The sequence below is a fragment of the Chitinophaga eiseniae genome, from assembly GCF_900167135.1.
In the GTDB taxonomy this organism is placed as follows: domain Bacteria; phylum Bacteroidota; class Bacteroidia; order Chitinophagales; family Chitinophagaceae; genus Chitinophaga; species Chitinophaga eiseniae.
Window position 1 is genome coordinate 1371997 of record NZ_FUWZ01000001.1, and the last position, 24042, is coordinate 1396038.

General features: G+C 45.7%; 20 protein-coding genes. 10 read left to right on the top strand and 10 right to left on the bottom strand.

What is annotated here, in order from left to right; genetic code table 11:
* Positions 1–39: 39 nt before the first annotated feature.
* The 3 genes from mobC to B5D63_RS05770 are packed head-to-tail and all read right to left on the bottom strand — an operon-like array spanning position 40 to position 3874.
* On the bottom strand, positions 40–2022 hold the full coding sequence (gene mobC, locus B5D63_RS05760) for a conjugal transfer protein MobC (protein WP_078667770.1): 1983 nt from the start codon (positions 2020–2022) through the stop codon (positions 40–42).
* Between the two features lie 44 nt (positions 2023–2066).
* Complete coding sequence (locus B5D63_RS05765; RefSeq protein ID WP_078667771.1) at positions 2067–3377, bottom strand: relaxase/mobilization nuclease domain-containing protein; 1311 nt, start codon at positions 3375–3377, stop codon at positions 2067–2069.
* A complete protein-coding gene (locus B5D63_RS05770) occupies positions 3362–3874 on the bottom strand; it encodes a plasmid mobilization protein (RefSeq protein ID WP_317044756.1) in 513 nt (170 codons plus the stop codon). Before B5D63_RS05770 ends, B5D63_RS05765 begins: the two co-directional genes overlap by 16 nt.
* Between B5D63_RS05770 and B5D63_RS34565 the strand changes: the two genes are divergently transcribed.
* Together B5D63_RS34565 and B5D63_RS05780 are read left to right on the top strand one after the other, a co-directional pair.
* Entirely contained in the window at positions 3822–4040 is a 219-nt protein-coding gene (locus B5D63_RS34565; protein WP_143312776.1) for a hypothetical protein, read from the top strand. The two genes, B5D63_RS05770 and B5D63_RS34565, sit on opposite strands and share 53 nt — an antisense overlap.
* Positions 4041–4302: 262 nt before the next feature.
* Positions 4303–4665, top strand: coding sequence for a hypothetical protein (locus B5D63_RS05780; RefSeq protein WP_078667774.1), 363 nt, complete (start codon positions 4303–4305; stop codon positions 4663–4665).
* 124 nt (positions 4666–4789) lie between these two features.
* Here B5D63_RS05780 and B5D63_RS05785 read toward each other — a convergent pair whose 3' ends face one another.
* The 3 genes from B5D63_RS05785 to B5D63_RS05795 form a co-directional block, all read right to left on the bottom strand.
* The gene (locus B5D63_RS05785) at positions 4790–6226 is read right to left on the bottom strand and encodes a DUF6602 domain-containing protein (protein WP_078667775.1); all 1437 of its coding nucleotides are present in this window, start codon (positions 6224–6226) and stop codon (positions 4790–4792) included.
* 251 nt (positions 6227–6477) lie between these two features.
* A complete protein-coding gene (locus B5D63_RS05790) occupies positions 6478–7557 on the bottom strand; it encodes a DUF932 domain-containing protein (RefSeq protein ID WP_078667776.1) in 1080 nt (359 codons plus the stop codon).
* A gap of 115 nt (positions 7558–7672) precedes the next feature.
* The gene (locus tag B5D63_RS05795) at positions 7673–8044 is read right to left on the bottom strand and encodes a single-stranded DNA-binding protein (RefSeq protein WP_078667777.1); all 372 of its coding nucleotides are present in this window, start codon (positions 8042–8044) and stop codon (positions 7673–7675) included.
* A gap of 534 nt (positions 8045–8578) precedes the next feature.
* Between B5D63_RS05795 and B5D63_RS05800 the strand changes: the two genes are divergently transcribed.
* Entirely contained in the window at positions 8579–9259 is a 681-nt protein-coding gene (locus tag B5D63_RS05800) for a hypothetical protein (protein WP_078667778.1), read from the top strand.
* A 52-nt stretch (positions 9260–9311) separates the two neighbouring features.
* Entirely contained in the window at positions 9312–10463 is a 1152-nt protein-coding gene (locus B5D63_RS05805; RefSeq protein WP_078667779.1) for a PIN domain-containing protein, read from the top strand.
* A 91-nt stretch (positions 10464–10554) separates the two neighbouring features.
* On the opposite strand, the gene B5D63_RS05810 is transcribed toward B5D63_RS05805, so the two are convergent.
* The gene (locus tag B5D63_RS05810) at positions 10555–11259 is read right to left on the bottom strand and encodes a hypothetical protein (protein WP_078667780.1); all 705 of its coding nucleotides are present in this window, start codon (positions 11257–11259) and stop codon (positions 10555–10557) included.
* Between the two features lie 438 nt (positions 11260–11697).
* Here B5D63_RS05810 and B5D63_RS05815 point away from each other — a divergent pair, with 438 nt between their 5' ends.
* The 4 genes from B5D63_RS05815 (at position 11698) to B5D63_RS05830 (ending at position 16255) form a co-directional block, all read left to right on the top strand.
* Entirely contained in the window at positions 11698–12561 is an 864-nt protein-coding gene (locus tag B5D63_RS05815; protein ID WP_159455903.1) for a helix-turn-helix transcriptional regulator, read from the top strand.
* A 109-nt stretch (positions 12562–12670) separates the two neighbouring features.
* On the top strand, positions 12671–13834 hold the full coding sequence (locus tag B5D63_RS05820; protein ID WP_078667782.1) for a hypothetical protein: 1164 nt from the start codon (positions 12671–12673) through the stop codon (positions 13832–13834).
* Positions 13835–13916: 82 nt separating this feature from the next.
* The gene (locus tag B5D63_RS05825) at positions 13917–15668 is read left to right on the top strand and encodes a hypothetical protein (protein ID WP_078667783.1); all 1752 of its coding nucleotides are present in this window, start codon (positions 13917–13919) and stop codon (positions 15666–15668) included.
* A gap of 263 nt (positions 15669–15931) precedes the next feature.
* Entirely contained in the window at positions 15932–16255 is a 324-nt protein-coding gene (locus tag B5D63_RS05830; RefSeq protein ID WP_143312777.1) for a hypothetical protein, read from the top strand.
* Positions 16256–16288: 33 nt separating this feature from the next.
* Here B5D63_RS05830 and B5D63_RS05835 read toward each other — a convergent pair whose 3' ends face one another.
* The 3 genes from B5D63_RS05835 to B5D63_RS05845 all read right to left on the bottom strand — a co-directional run bounded on the left by B5D63_RS05835 (position 16289) and on the right by B5D63_RS05845 (position 22231).
* A complete protein-coding gene (locus B5D63_RS05835) occupies positions 16289–17656 on the bottom strand; it encodes a RagB/SusD family nutrient uptake outer membrane protein (RefSeq protein WP_078667785.1) in 1368 nt (455 codons plus the stop codon).
* An 18-nt stretch (positions 17657–17674) separates the two neighbouring features.
* A complete protein-coding gene (locus B5D63_RS05840; protein ID WP_235021467.1) occupies positions 17675–20863 on the bottom strand; it encodes a SusC/RagA family TonB-linked outer membrane protein in 3189 nt (1062 codons plus the stop codon).
* 90 nt (positions 20864–20953) lie between these two features.
* A complete protein-coding gene (locus B5D63_RS05845; RefSeq protein ID WP_078667787.1) occupies positions 20954–22231 on the bottom strand; it encodes a redoxin domain-containing protein in 1278 nt (425 codons plus the stop codon).
* An 810-nt stretch (positions 22232–23041) separates the two neighbouring features.
* On the opposite strand from B5D63_RS05845, the gene B5D63_RS05850 reads away from it, so the two are divergent.
* Positions 23042–23284 (top strand): helix-turn-helix transcriptional regulator, encoded by a 243-nt coding sequence (locus B5D63_RS05850; protein WP_078667788.1) that lies wholly within the window; start codon positions 23042–23044, stop codon positions 23282–23284.
* A 170-nt stretch (positions 23285–23454) separates the two neighbouring features.
* Positions 23455–23994: a hypothetical protein gene (locus B5D63_RS05855; protein ID WP_078667789.1), complete on the top strand. Its 540-nt coding sequence runs from the start codon at positions 23455–23457 to the stop codon at positions 23992–23994.
* Positions 23995–24042 lie beyond the last annotated feature (48 nt).

Sequence of the window (24042 nt, forward strand, 5' to 3'; positions counted from 1 at the left end):
CGAAAGAATGAATATAAATATATGAATTTTCCAGAAATTTTACTTTTTGACTATTCGTTCTGATAATATTGGATCATTTATTATCCTTTCCAGCTCTGCTGAAATAATATCCTGCACATCCTGTTTAATCTGCAGATAGTTCTGCTGTACTGCATTGTTGTCAAGGTTCCTGACTACCGGCAGGTCCTTATACCTGTCATGTTCTTTCTTCAGGGCAGCGGGGTCGTTCTGTACCCGGCAGTAAAATACCTTCTGTTTAATCTCCTGCCCCGGATTATCTGCAACGATACCGACAAACTCTCCGGAAGATAGCCCCGATATAGTGGAAGCCGGGACGGCAAGGTCCAGCTGCTGAGAATGATTGACGGACGTATCCGAGCTGTTAACGGTAACGCTGGAACGCTCCTGCATGATCTTGCCTATCCGTTCACTCATCTGTTTGGCGGTATCCCCGGAAACCTGCCCGCAGATGATATTGCCGCAAAGATTCATCAGTACATCTGCCATTTCCCGGGAATAATCTTTCCTTACCTGGTCCAGATTCTGGATGACAATGGTAGTTGCTATAAGATTTGATCTGCCAGTACCGACCAGGGCATCAATACCGTTTACTGTCAAAGTGGGGAACTCCTCGAAGTTCACGCCGCACTTGATTTTCCCCTTTTTATTGATCTGTTTTATCAGGCGGTTTATATATAAGGATAATACGGCGCCGTATACGGTCTGCTTTTGTGGGTTGTTTCCCATGCAGAGTATCTGCGGTGCATCGGGGTTGTTGATGTCCAGGCTGAGGTCCGAGCCGGATAGAACAAAATAGAGTTCGGGAGATGACAGGCGGGCCATCGCGATCTTGGCCGCGGCGATCTGCCCTTCCAGCTGCTCCATCACATCGTTTTCAAAAGCGGTTACGAAAGGGCTTATCAATATCTCAATTTCCTTTTCACATCGGAGTAGGGTGAACAGCTTTGAGTACTCCACCTGCATTAGCTCTACAACATGGGGCAGGGTGCAGAACTCTCCATTACGGTACTTCCGCAGATACCATATAATGGCGGTGACAAAAATAATTGGGCTCTCCACGAAGAAGTCCCCACTGCGCTGTAACCACGTCCTGTTCAGCCCCAGGAGGATAGTGCGGGCGCTTTCTGCGGCGTCAGTAATATCGGTCATTCCCGCTGGTTCCAACGGGTTGCACCTGGCAGTCCGGCTGAGATCTTCAAAGATTATGGCATTGAATTGCGGAGGAACTTTATACCGGTGCTTATACCTGAGAAAGTGGTTATAGGCGATCTGCGACAGGTCCGGGAACTTGTAGTCATATATAAATTGGGCGTATCCCTTTTCAATCTGCTGTTTGATGATGTTTTCCAGGATATACCAGGTCTTACCGCTTCCGGGCTGGCCGCACACCAGGCAGCCCCGCATGGGGTTGATCAGGTTTATCCAGGACTTGCGAGTACGGGTCTTGAGCTGATAGGTGGCGGGGATATTGATGGAGAACTCATTGGTGAGCAGGCGCTCTTCCTGCGGGAAGGACTGGCTTTCCTTATTGAAGATATCAGCGTGGTTGATCTTCAGTTTCAGGACACGGGATAGCAGAGTACCTCCGGTTAAGATCAGGATGTAGCCGGCCGCCGTGATACCTATATATAAGGTACCCCGTGTGAGGGCGTCGGCCGGCAGCAGGAAAATCAGGTAGGTGATGAAGTACAGCAGTAGCCCGCAGGTCATATATGCCAGCGCGGTCCCATACTTTATCTTTTCATCTTTTCGCCCTTGTGCTCCCAGCAGGGTGATGCCCAGGAAGCCGAGGGAAATCAGCTTCGATTTATGGAAGTAAGAAAAAAGACCTGTTTTGGAAATATTTTCCAGCAATCGGTCGGTGATCTCCGCTGTCCAGTGCCAGGCGTGAAAGGCACCATAGCAATAATAATAGAAGTGCATCACCAGTACAGCGATGCTGATCAAGCGGGTAAGGTCCAGAATCTTCCGCAGACCTTGTTCGTTCTCTCCTGTGCGCATTTTCCAATCCCTCCATTTCCCTTCTGCACAAGCGCATGGGTGCTTTAATCGTCAACAGATGGGCGTTTCCGCCTCCTTTTCTTCTTATGTTGTTCCGGTCCCTGAAAGTTGTATTCAGGTTGGAACAGTTGTTCTATAAGGTTGCCGGCCACACCTGCCGGTGATTTATCGGGGATAAGAGCTGTGTCCATCTTATGCAGGCTGTTATCAGGTGCTTGCCCGGTCTTCGCAGATGCAGCTTTTTCCGGGGTGGTGTTTTGCCGCTGCTGTGCGGCCTGAGAAGGGCGCTGGCCTTCCTGGTCAGGTGAAGCACATCTTTTTTGCAGGCCGACAGCGCTGTATTGTTTGCCCAGGTCGCTGCCGTTAAAGACACACCTGGTCCGGTGGTCAATAAAGGTGATACCGTAAAGCTGTCCGGCGGCGCTCTGCCTCCTGACGGTGGCAATGCCCTGTTTCTCCAGAGCAGCGATCAGCTGGGGCAGGGAGAGCTGCTTTTTTCCGGCAAGCGCCCAGTCTATGGCCGTCTTCAGTCGCCCTGCGTGGCCTTCTTTTAGCGGCTGGTTTTTCTGAAACTGATTTTCCAAATAGGCCAACGTGGGTTTACTGTGAATGGAACTGGCTTTGATGGGAACGCCTACTTTGTTTCCCTGGGCATCCAGGACACGGTAGAGGAGCCCGCCTTTCTGAAAAACACGGGAATCCTCCTTTCCCCGGTCTGCTGCAACGTTATAGAGGCGCAGGATGGCATTTAGTTCCGGTAGAGAGCTGTATTTATAGGTCTTCAGTACAGCATCCAGCACATTGGTGATACCTCTTTTGGTTTCCACCTGGCCGTAAATCACCTTCTGCGCATTCACAGGCAGAATATCCTGATGCTGCCGCTGCTGGTCTTCGGCCCGCACAAGTCCGTAGCGTGATTCGATGGCTTTGCGTGCTGGTTCTGACTTGTCCCTGCCGATATTATGCAACGGTATACGGCGGCCGTTTGCCTGTATGCAGGAAGTAACAATATGGATATGAGGATGGCCGGCGTCAAAATGTTCGTAGACCAAATAGGGTTGTTTGCCAAAGCCAATGCGCTGCATATAGTCGTCTGCGATGCTGGCCAGCTTTTCAGGAGAGAAGGTTTCGGTCGGATGGAAGTTCAGGGAGATATGAACCGTTTTGTTTGTTGTCCGCTGGTTAAGTGCGTTGAGGTGCTGGAAGCGGTCCAGCTTATCATAGAAATTCATATCCTCTTTTTCCTGCAGGAAATTACCAGCATGTATCAGCCGGGCGTTTCCTTCTTTCACTTTATTCTCGTTATAGTTGAGTACCCGCAGGATGCTTTTGGGTGTTTTTATTTTTGTGACCATTGCTGATAGATTTGGTTCATACGCTGGTTTATCTCCGCTATCTTCTGTAACAGGTCCCGCTGCTGTCTTTCCTGTGAAAGAATCCAGACCAGGTATTCGGGTTGCTCACGCAGGGTATGCAGCTTTTTTACAGCCTGGTTAAAGTTGTTGCCGATGGCGCTTAGCTCATTTTTCATAGTGATCAGCTCTGCCAAAAGGTCATCAGCAGACTGATTACGGTGCTTCACCGTAACGGGTATACGAAGTAAAACTGCCCTGACATATTCACTTAACTTGCGACAGGTGGTTGCTTGAAAGAGCTGAAATATCTGCCGGTATTCAGCCGGCTTCACCCTTATGCTAATCCATTTTCTTTCCTTGATGTCCATAAGTATCCTGTTCTTTTCTTGAAGAAATTCCGAGTTCCGAGGAATTGGGAGGTATACCGCTGCCGACTTTGGAGGCGTGCGGCGAGATTCCGTTGTGCAACAACGGTACATCTCGCCGGGTGCGATCATAGGCACCCTGCCTCGTCTTCCGGAAGTACTGGTAGTCTTGCAGGGCAGCTATCCGCTGTCTGATAGAGATATGGAGGTAGGCTGCCTGGTGGATGGTATCGAACGGCTCTGCCACCCCCTGAAAAAAACTGCCGGGAAGAAAACGGCGGCCGGGAGTATGCAATAAGATAACCGGGTGGGTCTTCGTCCTAAAATCAGGCACTGTAAAGATGGCAGTAGGACTATATAAGAGCTGGCCTCGTCTGTGGTCTGGTATCGTTTTACTGATCATCATAGGTCATCAATTTCAATTTTCACCAATCAGTATATTCTTTGCAAAGCTACTGTTGCACAAGGTGCCGGAGATCACCTGTGTCAATTCTATACAGGCTACCAATGCAGCTTTCCGTTAGTTTTGTAACAGATTTTGTTCACTAAAATGATATGTGATGGATGGAAATGTGCAAACCTTTAATGAGGCGATAGCCGCCGGTCGTGAACCACGTGACTACCTGTTTGACACCGCCCAGCTACCTACCGGTACAGTTCAGGCTTTCCTCGATTTTAAGATATGGACGAAGAGCGGCGCAGGCATTACCTGTTTTTTCCGGGAAGAAAAAACGGGTAAAAAATTTCGGCTGACTGTCTTCCGGCGCAAGGATACAGAAGAATACAAGCTGGCCGACGGGAAAATTGATTTTACGATATGTCGCCTGAACATCCTATATCAACTCACCTCGGACAAAAACAGTAACGGTAATGTGGTACTGCGACAGGCAGAAATGGTAGCTACCGCAGCGGATGGCGTATAAGTAGGGAGCCATTGGCTTCAGGGGATAAATAGGTTTCGTAGTTTCAGTTGTAGATATAGTAGTCCGGGCATTTTTGCCCGGATTTTTATGCCCTCAGGAATACCTATATCGAAATATGCGACCCTTAAATATTTTTACTTTCAGGACGTTGGTCGCTAAAAGAATGTTGCTGTTCGAAAGACAGAATGAAATCTCTGGTGCTGATTTCGCCCGTGAACCAACTACAAAATAACTTATATCTTTCAACAATGGACTTTTGATCGTCGCCGTGTCCAATCTGTATTCTAGGGAACCAGTCATCGGGCGCTAATTTTTTTTCCAGTACTATCTTAGTTGAAGCACTCGAGAGCCTTTGAAAGTCCAAAATGGACGATTTTTTTGCATAGTAGTCCACATCCAAATAGTCAAAAAGGTGCGATAAAAATGCAGCAGTCTGTATATCTCGCCCTCGGCTATCACTAACAGAAAATAATATCGGAAGCAAATTACCCGGAGCTTGTTCCTGCCCCAATCTATCGTACTGCGTCCATAGACAGTACTTACCCATTACACAGACGCTGCTAATTTCGTGAGTAAGATACAGGATATCCCGTGTTGTATTGGCCTTCAGTTTATCGTTGTAGTAGGGCTTGTTATAAAAATCATCAATGTTTTTTGCGATTGTTGATGATTGAACGTAATCAGTGTCGAAAGCAAATAAACCGGTGAATATTGGTAGTTTTGTGCTCCGAAAACCTGGCAGGGAGATCTCATGGAACATTTCCAGTGTCTCAAAGAGCGTAGTGGAATCTAAAGTAGTTTTGACTTCGATTACAGCTCTAACCGCTTCTTGTTGGATTACGACAAGATTTCCTTCATTGAAGGCTATAGGGAAATTTTGAGAATCATAAATAATGATATCCAATTGGCGGGAAAATCCCTGAATAAAGCCAGTTGCGATCGAAAACTTTAACGGTAGGTGTTTTTTTAGGAGATCACGTAACAGCAGTTCACGGTAATTACCAACAGTCTGGTTGTGCGATACAAGAAGATTAATCTTATTGCTTTTAATTTTCAATTCATCTGCTAATGAACAATTATAAATGATATTATTTTCTACTTTTTTTCTCAAATCAGAAAAGGTTAAATATTCTCCCGACTCTAGTCGCTTATATTTATAAAATAGGCTGTTACCTGCGCATGCTTTGAGTATTAATGTTGCATCCGCCGCGTCAATGCCTTCATTTGACGTGAGATGTGCTTCAATATCTCCAATGAGTGCGGTGAATCCATTTCTTTCTAGAAGCAGATCATCTATTAGCGTTGTGATTTTTCTGTAAAGCTCATAAAAAGGTGTTAGCTCGTCGCGATGCTTTCGTATACCTAAAAAAGCTGGGAAAAATGGCTTCGGATAGTCATTCACCGGCTTTTTGACGGGTTTCGCCGTTTCAGAGTCCAGATACCAGCCAAAGAGTTTATCATTTTCTTCCTCGTTTTTATAGGCTTGGATAATCCTGGCATTTTCATAGGTATCGCCAGCTATAAAAAGATCGCCCGGTTTGGGATAGAAGGTGAGTTGCATTTTTGGGAATTATTTAATTGACTATTCTAAATTAACAAACAGTCGGTTTTTTTGAAATTATTTTTAGCCAAATAAAATTTGCTTTGGTTAATTGCATTGAGAAATGAAGATTTAGCGGAGCATACCTTTCCAATATCCACAACGGCCTGTCCCGAAGGGCAGGCCGTTTTTTTAAGCAAAAAACCACTTCATCCCTGGTTGTAAGGATGGAGAAAAAGAATACAGGGGGCTAGGCCCCCGTATCAGGTGTACTAATTCAATATCAAACCATCAGCGCCCTTGCTGGCGAAGGTTTCGCAAAGATTAAAGGCGCTTTGTGTGCGCAGCTGTGCGGTGCCGTTCATAATGGAATTTAGTTTCAGTTCCTGCGTTTTATAGGTACGCACGTTCTGAAAGTACCCGCTGACGGCGTTATAGGTGCCAAAGAGGGTGCCGCGTGTGGTGTCGGTCTGCTGGGTGCTGTCGCTCATAGCATATTCGTAAGCCCGTTCCACGATGTTGTTAAAGGCGGTGGAAAGCTCGTCCATTTTACCGGCCTGTATGTTTTGTAACACCTCTTTGTTGGGTACCATTGCCAGCTGAATCAGTTTTTTTACTTCCGGGTCTGATATACGCACTTTTGCCCAGGTGTTAAAAATATCCTCCAGCTGTGCGGATAGCTTATTGGCAAGGCCCATTACTTTGTGTGCCTGCGCCAGCCGTTCCTTTGCATTGGCGGTATGGCGAATTTTAACACTGTTGGAGTGGCGGCGCATAGCAGCGTTTAAGGTGTTATTGCAGACTATGCGGATAGGTGTAAAGGCTGCGGTAATGCTACCCATGCCATTGTGTGAGGTCGTAAGAAACAGGTACTGTTCTATCAGGTCATCTTTCCCCACTTTAATATAATCCGGTAGTTTGGCGGTGATAAATATCCGTTCACCTTGTCCCAGCGCGCCGGCGGTTTCATAAAATATGCCGTCGCCGCCAACAATGGAATCAAAGAAAGTAAAGGCGTCTGCGTTCTGTACTACCTGATAATCTTTTCCCACTACACCTAACACGGTGTCCGTGTCGGTGCGAACGGTGGCGCAATAGCCGGGCACGTCTATTTCCGGGATGATAATATCAAAATTGTTGTCCTGATCTTTTAGGCTGTTTACCTGGTTTTCTGTATCGTAGGTAAACAGAGGACGTTTTTCTACTTTATAATCCAGTCCGGCAAAACGGATAGCCTCGGCGCTGGTGGGATAGCTTTCCACGATCTGGCCCAATCCGTGCCATGCCTTTTGTTGTACAGAAAAGAAACTATATTGTCCGGTCTGTTCGTTGAAATGAATATTATGTGCCATAAAATACCCCAGTGTTGATTTATTGGCCGCAGGTGGGGACGCTGCGGTATAAGGTGAAATAAATGATGTCATACGGAAGGGGGTACACGCCCGGATACCGGGCGGGTACCGGGAATTAAAAGGGCAGATCATCTGCCACGGATGCAGAAACGGCGGTACTTGCTGCCGCTGGTGGCGCACTCTTTACCGGATGAATTTTTACCGTGTTTACATGCAGGGTAATTTTTGCGCGTGGTTCTCCTGCTACCGAGTAAGCAGCAACGCCGAGCCTGCCGCCCAGCTGCACCAGTGCGCCCTTTTTCAGGCGGTCGGCTACTTTGGTGCTAATCCAGTACGCGCAGGAAATGAAGGTGGTGAGCTTCTTTGTTTCTGTGCTGCCCTTTGGCCGGTAGTAGTCATTAATGGCGATATTAAAATTTACTACCTGCCTATCTCCTGAAATAGTGGCTACTGTTGCGTCTGCGGTTAATCTTCCAATGATTTCCATAACAAATAATTTTGAAGGTGAGTAAATGAGGTACCCGGCTCAATCGACTAAAAGCGTAAGCTGTTCCGGGTTTACACGGTTGGCATAACTGGAATGACTATGTTTTTTTACCAGAAACCAAACGGTAATGTCTTCGTTTAACAGAATGGCCCATGCGGAAAAAAGGGCTTTGGAACGTGTTACACGTCGCTGGCGTTGTATCCGCCATGAAAGCCGCATCAGTCGGGAAAGATGGCTTTGTTGCATAATCGCTATTTTTTATGGTGAGTAATCTTGTATGCTCGGCATCCCGCCTCGCATTCACCCGTAGCGACCAGCCAGTGGGCCGTGAAGGAAGGAGAAAGTTTGAGGAAAAAAAATACGACCGCGGCCACTGAAAAATCATCATGTACGTGGTGGAGATTATTTTTGCTCAACCGCAGGCCAGCCGCAGCGCAGCGGAGGCGCAGACTTTCGTATGAGCTGAACGGCACCCTAATTTTCGGAGGGAAGAATCAGTAAGTATCCCTTTCTTCAGAAAAGGTTAATGGGTAGATGGAAGATGAACGGAGCGTCGCAACGGCTGTCACATGGGTTTACACCCTGCAGGTTCAAAAAAAACCTTGCTTTCGCGGTGGATCTTTGGAATCGAAGGAAAGTCAAGTTATGAGTTTATTGTTTAAATTGCTGGATAGAAATGTATTTTTGGGGCAGGCAGCAACCATAGTAGTGCATGTATTCAACGCTATATGTTTTAGTTTACTTGCCGGTACAGACCCTTTTTACAGAGAATATCTCGAACGACCTACATATATGCTAAAATCCAAAAGAGAAAGATTGATCGATGAGATTTGTGAAAATGTACAACTACAGCGATATCGCACAATAGTTAATGAAATTGTGAATATGATTGAAGCTGATGGTTGTAAGGTTTACACGGATTACTCCCGCACTGCATCGTCTTATTTATCAACTACAGAGCAACCTATTATTAGAATAAGCCTTTTAGGAGTGGATAAACCGTTAAGGGTGATTTGGCGATTGTTGCATGAATATGGGCATCACCTCTCTGGCCCGAGGAAAGCAGAGGATACCGACATAAGCCGTGAAGAACTGGCATGGAAATATGCCGAAGCTACGTTGCGGAAATACCCTGCACTATTGGAAATGAAAATGGAGTTTAAAGAATGCAAAGATCATGATTTAGGAACATACTATGCAAAGTATGCAAAATAAGAGAATGTACATGTGCATTTAAAAATTCGTTTAATTAGGAAATTGTGAGAATATGGTGAATTTAATACTAGATACAAATCAATGGGTTTATCTGGCCAATGCGTTAGACCCACACACTAATCACCTGCAGCCTGGTCATCACTTCAAACTACTACAAAAGATATTGGAGATGGTGGAAGCGCAGGAAATCACTTTATGGAAGACTGACTTAGTACTGGTGGAATGGAATCGGAATAAGGAGCATGCGTATGATCTAACCAAAAAACTCAAGAATCAGCGAACAGATGCTATTACCAAAATGAAGAAGTTGAATGAGGATTTAGGAAAGGATGCCGATACGCACGTTGATTGGCTAATTGATGCAATTAAAAAACATTATACTGCACTGATCAAACAAAATAAGGAACATATTGCGAAGGTTGAATTTCTAGTTTCCAGTGCACGAACCTTTTTTATACGTGACAAGGTTTATTCTGAGGTGACCAGGTGGGCTATTGAAAAGAAAGCTCCTTTCAGAGGAGACAAAAGCAACAGCAATGCCGATGCCGCAATCCTATTTGGAGCAATAGACTATTTCAACCGTATGCGAACAAATGATGAGCCTCCACCTGCAACTGCGTTTGTTTCTGCTAATATCCGCGATTATTGTAGCACGGCGCAGGGTAAAACTCAGACGATTCATGAAGATCTTCAGGATAAGCTCGAAGAAATTGGAATGCAGTTTTTTGTAAGCCTCCCCCAGGCTTTACAACACATAAACGATTCCTTAATGCCGAAAGACGAATGGGAGGAGATAGACCGATTATTTAACAGGCGCTTTGGAGAAATGAAGTGTATGAGTTGTAGTCCCAATGACAGTTTTGCTTTAGACGCTTGTGTAGGGTTTCGTGAACCTGTCATCATTTTTCCAGCGGATTACACGGAGGCTCAAAACGAGGATGAACAGGAGGAAATAGGCGGAAAGGAAGTATCTGGAAACATAGACAGCGCCGTTATCCAAATTGGCTTTTGTGGAAGCTGTAGTATTGCGCATATCAGATGTGCCTGCGGAAATGTGCTTTGCGCAGAAGATAAAGAAGATGAATTGCTCACCTGTAGAGAATGTGAAAGAAAGTATTCGCTTGATTATGATTTTGATTCCTCTGAATTGGATACTGTATGGTTGGTGGTAGATAATGAAAATACCGGCGAAGAGGATGAATGAGTTGGTATGAAGAGTAGAACTGCCATAAGCCCACCAACTGTTGCCCAGGTAAATGCTGTCATTAAAATTAATAACTGGGCTGGTCATGAGATCAGCTCCGCTTGCCATTACGAAGCATCTGTTCATACACCTGGTCAAAGCCCTCGAAAGTATGCACCATCTCGACAAGATATGAGATAGTGCCTTGTTCAGTGATGAACATAGTGGTGATTTGTATCTGCCCTCCAATTCCTACCTGTTCAATTACTGGCAGCTCCCTGTCTTCTGCCACCTGCAGGCCCATCATTTCGATCATCTTCTGTTTAACAAATTCCAGTTCCCCGATCTGCTGTGCCAGATGAATATCCCTGTTCATTACCTCACTGGTGTTTTTTATTTCCGGCTTCAGGAAAAATTCCCGTTCCCCTTTTTCTTCAATGTCAATAGCTGATTTCGTGATAGTGAGACGGAAGTTTCTCAGCCCCTTTTTAACCGTACAATACCCAAACAGGTAGATGGTACCCACATGCTCCCCGGGGCAGGCGCTGGCATCCAAGAACTGTAAAAAGGATTGCTGACAGATACTGATGAGGCTGCCTACATCTTTTGCGACGATCTTTTCATTAGCGAAGGTGTAAAACTGTGCAGCAAGCCCGAGAAATCCCAGAATAGCAAAGCACGACTGCTGTTGAGGGAGATAATAGGTCTTTGAGGTAAAATTACAAGGTATCAGTGCATCTTTTCCCTTTGTATGAGACAGTGTATCTGTGGCAATAACAATGTAGTTTTTCGTTGTATAGGCGATAATAGCAGACATAAATATATTTATATTTTATTTAATTTAATTGATAGGATTAGCCTTGCCGTTCATGGAAAAAAGTGTTAAAACTCCCTCTTTATTATCTAGGTACACATTAATACTGAATTACAAATACAGTATTTTGTTATATTCGTACTGAATGGGTATGGGTACAAATATAAAAAAAGTTAACCTGATCTTGTTTGAATGCCAATAATGGATACCATGCCATTATCTTTCCAATCGACACATCATTGTTCTGTTTGCTGTACCTGTGAGAGTGAGGCGTGATCCTGCGCCAGTAACCAAGTAACCATTAATAGCGTTGAAATGCGTTGTCAATTAACCTCTGCCGCTAACTTTCCAATAAAGTTTGTAAGGGACATTCCTTTGGTGTTTCATTCGATGCAGCTGCCGGCAATCAGGCGTTATGCCGCCCGCTATAAAAAGGGACAAATGTTATTTCAGTGTATCGAGGAAGATAGTGATTGCTCCATCTGGCATAACGTTTTCCGGCTACATGAGACGGATACACTGGTTTCTTCCTGCCAGGGTCCATTACTGTTATTACGGGTTTGCCTTAATGGCCAGTTTCGTTTCAGTGCAGGAGGATTGGGGGACTTTGAGTTGGCGCCAGGGCAGGCGATGTTGTTGTTCCAGCCCCGACCGCAAAGTGATCTGCACCTGGAGGGGGGAGAGGAGTATGCTGTTGTCGATATTGTTATGCCAGGAAAATACATGCAGCACTTTCTGCTGTATTATGCTGTGCTGGCTGATTTTTCAGAGAAGATAACCGATCAGGCAGCGGCATGTCTGACCACTTTCCCTATCCGGCTGCCAGTAACCACACTTCATGGTATAGATAAGCTGTTGAACTGCACCTATATGGGAACTTTGCGCAGCATGTATGTGGATGCCAGGCTTATGGACATTATAACTGAAGTATTGTCTCTGGCTGAGGGTAATGGCAAAAAGGAAGTATCCCTTTCGCAGGATGAGATTGAACGCATCCTGGAAATCAGGAAAATGCTAATAGAAAATATTGATAAGCATTACCGGATAAAAGACCTCTCTAAGATGGCGTATATGAACGAGTATAAGCTAAAGCGCGGTTTTCAGCAGATTGTGGGGGCCAGCATTTTCGACTACCAGCTCAATCACCGGATGCAAGCGGCTCAGGCGCAGTTGCTGGGTACGGAGATGTCGCTGGAAGAGATAACTGAGGCCACCGGTTATCAACATCTTTCCAGCTTCATCAATGCTTTCCGGCAGCACTTTGGAGAGACACCCGCGGCCTTCCGAAAAAATAAGCGACGGTAGAACACTCCTGATTGCAATATTTTGGCTCCCGTTTGCTTATAGCTACAGGCTATAATAAGCAGTAATTTAGTTTTTCGTATATAATGTTTATCGAAAACTCATTTGACCCATGCAGAGGAAATTTTCGCTGGAATGGTTTGAGGTTTTTATTTCCAAAACTTTGCTATCGGCCAACTTAAATACTGCCGCCATTACTGCCAGCTTCATCAGAGAATCTCTTCGGAAAGCCGCCGCAGAGAAGGACCGTATCAGAATGGACCTGCTACGGGAAATGTTCAGTGCTACTAATGAGGAGCAGATGCGTGTATCCGTTAAACGGTACCAGCTTCTGTTGATTCACCTGCTCGACGAACTGCATCACCAGGACGTGGCCAATGGCTATAACAGGCTGCTACGGAAGCTATATAGCTGTATCCGAGAATACCTCAAAGAATTGCTGATGCTTATTGAGAATCATTTTTCCCGGTATTTTGACCTGGAACAGAAAGTACCCGAAAGCTATTTAAGCCTATGCCGGGAGGAGTTGAGTAAGGGCATAACGTCTTTGGAAGAGCGGCTGTATAAGGCTAAGCAGGACGACCGTTTAGTTCAGATACTGATAAATCACCTGTGGGCGTTTGTTAATAGCCACCGGGTACAGATGACCTACAGAGATTTTATGTATGTGAAGGATGCCTGGAATGAGCTGCAACATTCACGCTTATATGAAAAGCATGGCCGCAGCCTGCCGCTGCTGGTGGAGCTGCTGATAAGAATAAATTACAATACCCCTGTGTTTGTATGTTATTTCATCCATGACTACATGGCCGCGCAGTTGAGTACTGTTACTACTACTGATGAAAAGATAGCCATTGTCCACCGGCTGAAAAGCAAGGTGAGAAAAGTAAACAGGCTGCCTAACCTGCGGATGCTGTCTGATCTGCCGGATATAGGAGATCAAATCATGGATATGCTATCAGAAGAATTGTCTTTTCTGCAGCCGGTCGCAGCTACGGTGGTTCATGACAGTTCCGGTAATGAATATAAGGTGCAAACCAATCTCCCTGTTCCTATGCTGGCGGCAATTTTCCGCCTGTTTAAGGAAAGCGGCGTTATCCTCAATTCCAATATAAAAAAGCTGCTGGAATTTATTTCCGCACATTATAGCAGCATGAAACAGGAGAAGATCTCCTACACTCATCTGCATAGTAGCTACTATGATATTGACCAGCGCAATAAGGAACGCCTGTATGATATGCTAATGCAGTTGGCGAAGGAGTGCCGTAAGCTATAGATGTTAATCCGGATTGCAATCAGATTGGAAAATTGTAAATTGCAGAAATGCAGTACAATCCCCTGTTAAAACTGATTTATCCATGAAAAGAACGGTCCCTGTAGCCAAAGTAATTATAGGATATAAAGATGTGCTGGATGCGGAGCCCCCAGCGGATAGAATTTCCTTACTGGATGGCATATGCAGACATATTGTATTGGCTGAGATTGCGGGGCTTAATTACAGAATTAAGCCGAGAACGCAGATGTATCACAATACCTCCTTTGATTTCCAGAAAGATGAGCTTTTATATTTTTGCGGGTTTAATAACGCTATTTATCGGAAGGTGACAGTTCCCATTAGTAAATTTGCGGCGAAGATTCATGCTGAACCACTGATATTCACTCGTCCGGCGTGTTTGTTTGCAATAGAAGAAATACTTCAATCAGATCTCCCGGAGGTGCCTGGCTTTACAATGAGGGATAGCTGGGAAAAGCTGTTTCATTACCTGCTTGCTGTGAACACCCGCATCACCGCATTAAGTGATAAGAAAGAGCCAGAGGAAGACGCAGATCAGGGGGAAGGCAAGTCTTCTGTAGGGACTATTGAGAAATTGAATCCCCGTATGCTTCCTCTTAATGAGTTAGAAGTGGAAACAAATCCCGTCTATACTCCTTATAGAGGATATCGGTTAATGAAATACATTTCTACCCATGCTACGTTGTCTGCACATTTTATTAGGTATATAAAAGAGAAATATGACATGGAGTGGCCCCGGTTTATTTTTGAGATACTGAGCATGTATTTCGCAAATAATGTCGGTGGGGTCAATGATGTGGTAGTAGAAGGCGTAAATAGGAAAATAGATACCTCTTTTATCTTTCACGCAAAGGATGATACAGCTAAGTTCTTGAACACCTTATCTGGTGTAGTGGCAAACGCGAATCCGGAAACGTTGTTATCGATCAAAAAGAATCCGTTATACCTGTATGAGCCAGGTAGTTTCGCTCTTGTTGATCATGTGCTCCTGCTGGACAAAACTTATTATCAGCTTATTAATGATTTTTGGTTTGACGCCATAAAGCCGCTTAAAGGTCCATCCGGGAAGGATTTGTTTACGGTGAAGGATTATCGGGCCACTATTGGTTTGTTCTTTGAGTCGTATCTGAGGGAAATTTTCAGCTATTCCTTTGAAAAGGCAAATTACAATGTGCTGAAAATGTTTGATGATCTGAAAGTGAAGTCGGGAAAGAATGTTGTTGAATTGGCGGATGTATATATGCGTGATAAGAAGCGGATTTTTCTGGCACAGGCAAAAACGACAGGGATATACGATAAGGAGAAGTATTCGGGTAACCTGGATGGATTATATAGAAAAGACCGGGACGAATTTTTCAAGTCATTCGGCCTGGAACAAATAGTATCTTCCATTAAGAGCCTGGAAGACCTGGCTTTGCAAATAGACCCTAAGTTCCCTATCGGCAAGGTATACAAAATTTATCCGGCTATATTAGTCAATGAGAAGGCTATGCAAACTCCTTTAATGGCGCATATTTTTAATAAACGTTTTCAGGAGATGATCAGTGAGCTAAAGAACAATAAGGTAACCATCGCACCCTTAGCAATCATCCATGTGAGTGATCTGGAATACATAGAGGAAGCCTTGCATGATGATCACAGCCAGTTTTTTAAGATATTGGATTATCATAATCGTTTCCCCACTTTTATGCCTCCTTTTTACAATTCCCTGAAGCATTTGAACATTAAGCAGAAACTGGATAACAGGGCAATGAAGCAAATAGAGGAACTCATAGGTATATATAATCCCGGCTCTGATGAAGCTAAAACTGCATAAGCCCCTTTTAGGGTTGGTTGCACGCATCTTTTCAGTTTTAATATCAATTGATAGTGAAATAGTTAACGAGGCTACTACTAGGTGTGGTAGCCTTTTTTGTTGGGCTGGTATCCTTTCTTTGCATCATATGGTTATTGCTTGTAACCGTGCCAATGACAGTATGAAAACCGAAAGATATTACACGTGTAATGCAGGCTATGCCTGTCGCCTGCGTACAGAAGACAGACGTTAACCATTTTAATCACCATCAAAAAACTGCAAGTATGAAAAACGTAAGGTTACTGCTGGTGGGACTGGCGGTTGTAGCAGCGGCCGGAGGTGCCTATGCTACCAGGTCTACCCACGAAGGCGGAGCACGCGCCCTGGCCTGGTTTGAATATCAACCAACGCAGCCAGGAGGTACGACAAACCCCGCTAACTATCACGAGGTGGCTTCTACAGGATGCCTTAATGGCGGCCAGCTATGCGCTATACGGGTGGAGAAGAATATGAGTACAGGACGACCGGAACAAAGCGCGTTGAACGACGTACAGGATGAAATTGATGCAGGGACGGCGATTCCCGGCAAGGTTGTGTTTAGACCGTAAAGAAGATGGCAGGTGCAAGCACCTGCCATTCTTCTATCTGGGGTTTTTGGATATGGATGCTGTATTAAGGACGCTGTTAGGTATTTGCAGCGTGTACCGTAGATCGTTTGGCGGTAATGTATATTGTTGCCCATTCAACTGCCGAGTGATGGTGATTGCTGTCTGAGGGTTTTTATTGAGCCGGCGTAGGTCGGACCAGCGAATGGCCCTGAAGGGCAGCTCTTTTCGCCTCTCCTGTAAAATGCGCAGCAGTACCTGTGTAGCATCGGTCCCGGAAGCCGGCTGAAAAGCAGCAGTACTATACCTGTTGGCTAAAAAACTGTTCAGTACCTTCAGGGCAGTGCTTACGCGGCCCTGCCTGACATGGCATTCTGCCAATGTAAGGAAGACTTCATCTGTAGCAAGGCCAGTGAATAACTGATAGGAATTGCTCCCGTCGTAATTTCCCCGAAACCCCGCGCTGCCATCGGCATTTTCACGAAAGAATAACTGCCGCCGGAGATCTCCATTGTCATACAAGCTATACAAAGCGGTATCTACCTTACAGGTAGCCGGCGCGAGTGCATAGGAATAATTGGCCGCACAATGAAATATTACTTCAGCGTTAAATCTGACGAAGGGCTCATCTGCTGCAGGAGATAGAGAACGATAATCCAGCAGCTGTGCGCCCGCTTCTATGCAGGAATCGGCAAAGCCACCGGCCTTAGTATAATCGTTCATATTCAAATGAACCCGGGATAGCAGGGCAAAGGCAGCAGCTTTACCCGGCCGGGTCTTATATGGAACGGATGCCGGTAGTAGCTCGGCTGCCGCTTCCAGGTCTTCCACTATTTTGCCGTAGGTCTGTGCAACGGTGGCCCGTGTACTGGCTTCGTTAATATCCGCTGCCAGTCGTAGCGGTATGCCTGCATCTGTTGTAGCAGATGCAGGGTCATACGGAGGGGCGAACTGCTGTGCAATCATAAAAAAGACAAAGGAGCGGTAGAACAGTGCAGCGCCTTTAATAGCTCTCCATTGGGCAGCCTGTCCCGATGAAGGAATGATATTATCTAAGGTTTCCAGTACAACGTTTGTTTTGAATACGACCCGGTAAGCGGTGCTCCAGTCCATATCATTGCTGACATCACTTTTCCAGATGTAGTTTTCTTTATCGGTAACTATTGCCAGGCTGGCCCAGCTATCATACGGCAGATAATAGTTGTCCGCCGCTACTTCTCCGGCAATCGGCCAGGAAAGGTTCATGGTGGCAACATCATCCATCATGGCCTGAAGGTCCTGTAAGGTGGCTGGTACCACCATTTTTTTATCAGGCTTGGCGTCCAGGTACTTGCTGCAGCTTATCAGGAATATCAGCAGGGAGAGCACCAGACAAAGGGCTATGATCAGTTTAATACATCTCATAAGACTGAAGTTTAATGTTTAAAAGGAGGTTCTTATACCAATAGATGCACTGCGCGGAGGAATGGCCGCCCCATATTCAGGGTCAAGATGGTTGGCGTTGGCGCGGTATAGGGTACCTATATTATCCAGATACAGGAAACATTGCACCTGACCAAAGAAGGATTTCTTTCCGCTCGCTGCCGGTATGGTGTATTGCAGGCTAATGTCCTTCCAGCGTATGATACCCGCCTTTTCCACCAGCGCAGCAGATTGCAGGTAAAATTCATCCCGGTAGCTGTTGGCGGGGTACATAATCGAAGGGACAGACGTGTTTTTTTCATCGCCCGGCTGCATCCAACGGCGTGCATAGTCGCTATGGCCGTTCCATGTCTGAAAGAGTGCTGAATAATTGATGGAGTTGCGCCGGAAATAGTGTCCCAGCTTAAAGAGGATGTTGGCACTCAGGCTCCATCGCCCATACGATATGGTGGGTCTGAATGCACCGTATACGGGAGGCAGGGACCTGCCACTATACACAAGATCGCTTAAAAGGGATTTACTGCGTATACCGGCATAATCCTTACTGACTTTACCATTCAGCCATCCTTGCGGGTTTCCTTCATTATCCAGCCCTTCCCAACGGTAGCTAAGTATAGCATCGGTTGGTTTGCCCTCCAGTGGGTTTATGCCATTATTGATATAGCTGCTGGCCCTGTTGTACTTGTAATTGTACTGTGTAATGCTATTGGTGTTATAACTAAGCAGGAGGTTGGCTTCAACCTTTATTTTCCTGTTTATTATGGTACTATGCAGGGAAACATCCAGACCGTGGCCCTTTATGGCAGCAGAATTTTTATCCATTGTACTAACGCCGGTGGTTGGGTCAACGGGTGTATTGCCAACCAGGTCCGTGCTTTTCTTCAGGTAAAATTCGATACTGCCGGAAAGAATATCCTTTTTAAACCTGAAGTCCAGTCCCATATTAAACATGGCAGTCTTCTCCCAGCGCAGGCCCGGGTTCGGAGGTGTGCTGATGGTGGCGAAAGGCTCATTTATATAGAAATTGCTACCTGCAGCACCATAGCTCATAATGGTAAGGGCGGACAGCCTGTTGTTTGTGTTGCCACTATAACCATAGGTGATGCGGGCAGCAAGCATAGGGAGCCATGTGGTTTTAAAGAAGTTTTCCTGTGATATGTTCCAGCGCAGGCCGGCGGACCAGAGCGGTACTCCCTTTTGATTGCTTTTTACCCCGAAGAGATTGCTGGCATCTTTACGCGCACTGAGAGACAGTATGTAACGGTTGTCATACGTATAGGTGGCATTGGCATAATAAGACACAAAGCGGTATAGCCGGTCTGTGAAGTCCTGCGGGTTGTATACCTGCTGGTTTCCCTTTAAGTTCTGGAAGGTGGGCAGATAAGATACATAGTCCACGTTACCGAAGGTGAGCAATGCAGGGTCATAGCCGTAGGTACGGTTGCTGTTGTACCTCGACCGGGACTGTTTTATTTCCATACCTGCGAGCGCCACCAGCTCATGCCGGTTGTTCCAGGTACGATTATAGTTCAGTTGGCCTCTGCCGGTATGTGTAAGAAGATCATCGTTAGCCATGTCCAGGATACCACCTTTGGGAATGCCATATCCGGCCTGTCCGTCTTTTACCTGCGTGAAAAGATTTACAAGATTTCGTGCGTAGTAAGTCCCACTGTTATACAGGTTCCACATAGCACCAGCCTGCCTCTCATACTGATAACTTACCTCTGCGGTCAATGAAGGAACAATATGATACTTTGCCCCCAGGTTCAGGCGGTAGGTATGTAGATCATATTTATTGTCCATCTGTTGCAGCTCCTGAAGGGGATAATACTTCCAATCCTGCAGTAGTCCCCGGCCAGCGGTGTCTGTGAAGGTGGTCCGGTAGTCCTTTACCAGGGCCAGGGGAGCGCCGTCCTTGTCGGCAAGCGATGCGTAAGGGTAATACCGGGTTTTGCCGCCGCCTGGGATGATCATTTCCTGACCAGGATTGTTAGCGGCCGTTCTGCTGTAGGTGTAGATAAGACCCAGCCGCAGTTCCAGTCGTTCAGACGGTTTGAATGTATTATCCGATCTCAGCGTTATCCGTTTTGTTCCATTACGGGTAAGGCTGCTTTGCTGATCGTCATAGCCGGCGCTCAGAAAATAGTTGATAAAGGGAGTGCCGCCGCTCAGGCTCACCGCGTGCTGCTGACTGATAGCGGTACGGTACAGAAATTTCCGGAAATCGTTTCGGATATCATTATTACGTAGCGCTGCTATCTGACTGGCAGCCTGATCATGGGAGAGCAGGCCGCTTTTTTCCTTTTGCAGAATTTCTACAACCGGTGATAGTGGAGGGTGTTCCAGTGTGTTGTTAATATCATTATTATAGAAGCCCTTCTGAAAGAGCTGCGTTTCAACATCAATAAAATCAGCTGATGACATTGCGTTATCCCGAAACAAATCCGGTTTTTCTATGATCGTTATATTTGAACTGGCCTCCACTCTTAACGGCTGGCTGAATCTTCCTTTCCGGGTGGTTATGACGAGTACGCCGTTTCCTGCCCGTGCGCCCCATATGGAAGCGGCGGCAGCATCTTTCAGCAGAGTAACACTTTCAATATCATTTGGATTAAGTTGGCCCAGGTCCCCGTCGAAAGGGAAATTATCTACCACTACCAGCGGGGCGTTGTTACCGAACAGGGTACTGCGTCCGCGTACCAGCAGTTGCCTGTCCTTGTTCCTGTTGTCGAAAAGTACGGTAGTGGTACCTTCCAGCCTGGAAAGGAGATCTTCACCGGTGCTGCGGTTGAGCAGGTGCTGATCGGCCTTCTCAAATGAGCCCGTTGCCCGTTCTTTGGGCAGGGACTGATACCCGGTGGAAACCACTACTTCCTGAAGCCCGGTGCGGGCAGGTGACAGGAGAACCGTTAGCGGCGCCGTCATGCGGCTGTTCTTCAAGGCAATAATGGAGGGGATATACCCGACATATGAAACAGACAGGCTATCACCCGTAGCAGAGGCATTGATGGTAAATCTTCCATCCGGCCCCGTATGTGTGGTATATGTTGCTGTTCTATAGCGGATAGTCGCACCAGGCAGCACCTGCCTGGTGTCGGCATCCAGAACCTGTCCATTTATGAGGCTATCTCCTTTCTGCCGGGCGGATGCCGGCAGGAGAATAACAAGTAAAATTAGGTACAGCAACACACCTCGGCATAGGCAGGGCCATAAGTTTAGTTTTTTATTCATAATACTGGAATTTGATGGCGGGCAGCAGCCCAATGGGTTGGTGATTTTCTACGAAGCGGAATTTTCTGTAATGACGAGCAATTCAATTTCCTGGACCTGCTCTTCCAGCACAAACCCGTTTGCCAGCAGCGCTTTGCGGAGGGCAGGCAGGTCGCCGTAGTGCATGTTCAGGGATAGATCAATATTGGAGCTAATGCCGGTTTTATCCACAATGGGCGGTATTCCCACCATATTATTAAGATGGTAGAGCAGTGCGGCAATGGTGGTGTTGCGCGTATATATCAGAGAGCCATCTGACCCTGTCTTTATTTCAGGTACGCCGCCCTTTGAGGCAGGGATGGCCCGCAGCGATGCTGCTTTTAGCAGCAGGCATGATACCTGACGTTTTTCCAAACGGCCGTTGATGTTCAGGTACCGGTTGAGGTCCATAACCATATAGCGCTGTAGCTGCTCCTTGCTGGTAGCCAGAGGACAGCGTAGCTCATAGCAGTGCCCATACAGGTGCTGCCAATCATAGAAATATCCATCTTTAGGAGTATGCCTATACTTAACAGGGGCCGCAACCTCCAGCATCACCCGGTTTCGAGGAAAGTTGATCAGCTTTCCATAAGCCATCAGGTATAGATCAACCACAGACCAGTTGGTAGCGTACCTCCTTACCGTGCCGGCAGTACTGTCTTTATGGATACCGGACATCATTACCAGACCCGGTGCGTAGCCGGTGATAGTGCTATAATACAACGGTGCTTTATCTGCCAGTGGAAGGGCCGGTTTTAAAAAGGCCGCTTTATAGTCATATATTATGTTGTCCTGTTTGATGGGAAGCCGTTCAAACCTTCCGGCTATCGCTGCTAGTATATTCTCCGGTGTTAAATATTCGGAATAAGTGATTGCAGATATAATGCCGGCAGTATCAATCCATACTACATGCGGGATGGCAGCATGTGGAAACAGCCGTTGAAGCAGGGTGTCTTCCGCCAGAATGGGCACAGCCGGGAGGTTGGGCCTGCGGTGAAAAAACTTCCGCACAGTAGCTGTATTTTCCCTGGTAACCGATATGATCTGTATATTGCCAAACTGTTTTTGCAGGCTGTCCAGCTTTGGCAGGGAGGCAATGCAGCTGCTGCAGTTCGTAGTCCAAAAATCCAGTATGAGTAGTTTTCCCTTGAACGAGGTAAGATTCGTTTGTTTGCCGGAGAAATTAATAAGAGGGGCCAGCGGCACGGACGGTACTGGCTGGCCGATTCCCAAAGGAGCCTGGGCTGTTTGCGAATATAGCTGCAGGAATGGCAATAGCATTCCTGCCAGGAAAAGAAATCTTTTCATGATGTACGTTTTTGGTGTGTGAGAGATGTTATCTATGGACGGTCCCGGTTCGGTGATCTGTTACGGATGTTGGGTAATGGTTGATATATCATAGCAGGTGGTTTTTGTTGTCAATGAATGAGCCCAGTGGATAGACATCCACAGGCGGTCCTTCTAATTCTTTCCCTTAAAAAAAGTCTTTCAGCAGGGCGATTGCTCCTGCGGCCTATAAAAAGAGTAAAATGCGCTGCTTGATAACTAAGTGGGGTGAGGTAGGGGCATAAAAAAGACGTGGGTTAGTCCCTACCGATTAACAGGGCTACGACACCCAGGCACCGGATAGAGACGCCCACGCCATAAAAAACGTGGGTTAGTCCTTACCGGCTCTACTGGGCTACGACACCCTGGCACACCGATTAGAAGACGCCCACGTAATAAAAAGACGTGGGTTAGTCCCTACCGTCTCCGAGGCTGCGACACCTGACAACGAATAAGAACGCCCACGCCATAGCGTGAGCGATTTACCTTATTACTCGTTGTCTACCAAGGTCGCAGTTCGGAGACGAGAATAAAAGCAAACGCGCTTAAATTAATTTTATGTAATAAACGGCTAAATTACAAAATCCTATGTTGAGTTCATAAAAGATGACTTTACATCAATAGAATCTATAGATCAAAATTTTAAATATTTCAAATGCAAAATAGCATAATTATATCAATAAACAAAATAATTATAGTGTTCAACAATATTTAAATATCGTTTTGATATTTATATTGTTAATTCTCAATTCGTTACATGCCTTATATTTGTTACAACACAATAGTAAAAGCATGGCAAAAATTGGCAGAAAGCCAGATAGTAACATCCGAATAAATAGAATTGGTGCTGTGTTAGCGGACAAAGGAAAGAAAAATAAGGATTTAGAGCAGCACTTTGGTGTGGCGCAATCAACCGTGTCTAATTGGGTGACTAATAAATCTCAGCCATCTGTTTATGACTTTTATGAGATCGCAAAATTTCTCGGATGCGATATAAGAGAACTATTTGTGTCAACAAAACAATTCATTAAATAAACCTGAAAGATACGAAACCCCAAATTACCTTTGCTTGCTTTTCCGTTATCTGGTTGATAAGTATACGGGATTTTCATTTGGTGTGATAATCATATTAACGTACATTAATTTCTCAATTTAGATACCTCAAGGTAACCTGTATATGTTTGTTAAACTTTAAACCGGAAATTATGAGGATACTATTTATGTCCCTTGTACTTGCCTGTCTCATGGCATGTGGCACAAAAAAACTCACCCGAGAACAAGCTGCGGAACTAATAAAGAAAGCATACCCGAATACAGTTGATTGGAATATTTACACCGCTGACCCGCAAGAGGCTGCCAAAGCCCTCGACACTAAATTGGAGGCAGAAGGTTATATTACTATCCAGCGTAAGCAATCACTGGCAGAAATCGGAAATCCATTTATATTCTTTACAGAAAAATCGAAGCCCTTTCTGCTACCCACGCCGGAAAAAGATAAAGAGCTGAAAATTCAGAAGGTAAAGCTGGCAGAACAACACTTCAACCGGGTAACCGGAATGCAGCTGTTGAAAAATGATAAAAAGGCCATCGTTGAATATACTGTAGTGTATAAAAATGTTAGTCCTTTTGTGCCACTTTCTACCCTTGAGATTGAGCCTGAGCTGAAGCGAAAGGCATATTTTGCCTTGTATGATGATGGATGGCGTATAGTCGATAAGCCTGATATGGATTTCTTGGTTGAATAATAAGGCAGGTTCCAGGAGTGGAACTTGCTGTATATTTAACGTATTAGT

Coding starts and splice junctions, on each gene's coding strand:
- mobC (WP_078667770.1), bottom strand. CDS start 2,022: ATGCGCACAGGAGAGAACGAACAAGGTCTGCGGAAGATTCTGGACCTT.
- B5D63_RS05765 (WP_078667771.1), bottom strand. CDS start 3,377: ATGGTCACAAAAATAAAAACACCCAAAAGCATCCTGCGGGTACTCAAC.
- B5D63_RS05770 (WP_317044756.1), bottom strand. CDS start 3,874: ATGATCGCACCCGGCGAGATGTACCGTTGTTGCACAACGGAATCTCGC.
- B5D63_RS05780 (WP_078667774.1), top strand. CDS start 4,303: ATGGATGGAAATGTGCAAACCTTTAATGAGGCGATAGCCGCCGGTCGT.
- B5D63_RS05785 (WP_078667775.1), bottom strand. CDS start 6,226: ATGCAACTCACCTTCTATCCCAAACCGGGCGATCTTTTTATAGCTGGC.
- B5D63_RS05790 (WP_078667776.1), bottom strand. CDS start 7,557: ATGGCACATAATATTCATTTCAACGAACAGACCGGACAATATAGTTTC.
- B5D63_RS05795 (WP_078667777.1), bottom strand. CDS start 8,044: ATGGAAATCATTGGAAGATTAACCGCAGACGCAACAGTAGCCACTATT.
- B5D63_RS05800 (WP_078667778.1), top strand. CDS start 8,579: ATGGAAGATGAACGGAGCGTCGCAACGGCTGTCACATGGGTTTACACC.
- B5D63_RS05805 (WP_078667779.1), top strand. CDS start 9,312: ATGGTGAATTTAATACTAGATACAAATCAATGGGTTTATCTGGCCAAT.
- B5D63_RS05810 (WP_078667780.1), bottom strand. CDS start 11,259: ATGTCTGCTATTATCGCCTATACAACGAAAAACTACATTGTTATTGCC.
- B5D63_RS05815 (WP_159455903.1), top strand. CDS start 11,698: ATGTTATTTCAGTGTATCGAGGAAGATAGTGATTGCTCCATCTGGCAT.
- B5D63_RS05820 (WP_078667782.1), top strand. CDS start 12,671: ATGCAGAGGAAATTTTCGCTGGAATGGTTTGAGGTTTTTATTTCCAAA.
- B5D63_RS05825 (WP_078667783.1), top strand. CDS start 13,917: ATGAAAAGAACGGTCCCTGTAGCCAAAGTAATTATAGGATATAAAGAT.
- B5D63_RS05830 (WP_143312777.1), top strand. CDS start 15,932: ATGAAAAACGTAAGGTTACTGCTGGTGGGACTGGCGGTTGTAGCAGCG.
- B5D63_RS05835 (WP_078667785.1), bottom strand. CDS start 17,656: ATGAGATGTATTAAACTGATCATAGCCCTTTGTCTGGTGCTCTCCCTG.
- B5D63_RS05845 (WP_078667787.1), bottom strand. CDS start 22,231: ATGAAAAGATTTCTTTTCCTGGCAGGAATGCTATTGCCATTCCTGCAG.
- B5D63_RS05850 (WP_078667788.1), top strand. CDS start 23,042: ATGGCAAAAATTGGCAGAAAGCCAGATAGTAACATCCGAATAAATAGA.
- B5D63_RS05855 (WP_078667789.1), top strand. CDS start 23,455: ATGAGGATACTATTTATGTCCCTTGTACTTGCCTGTCTCATGGCATGT.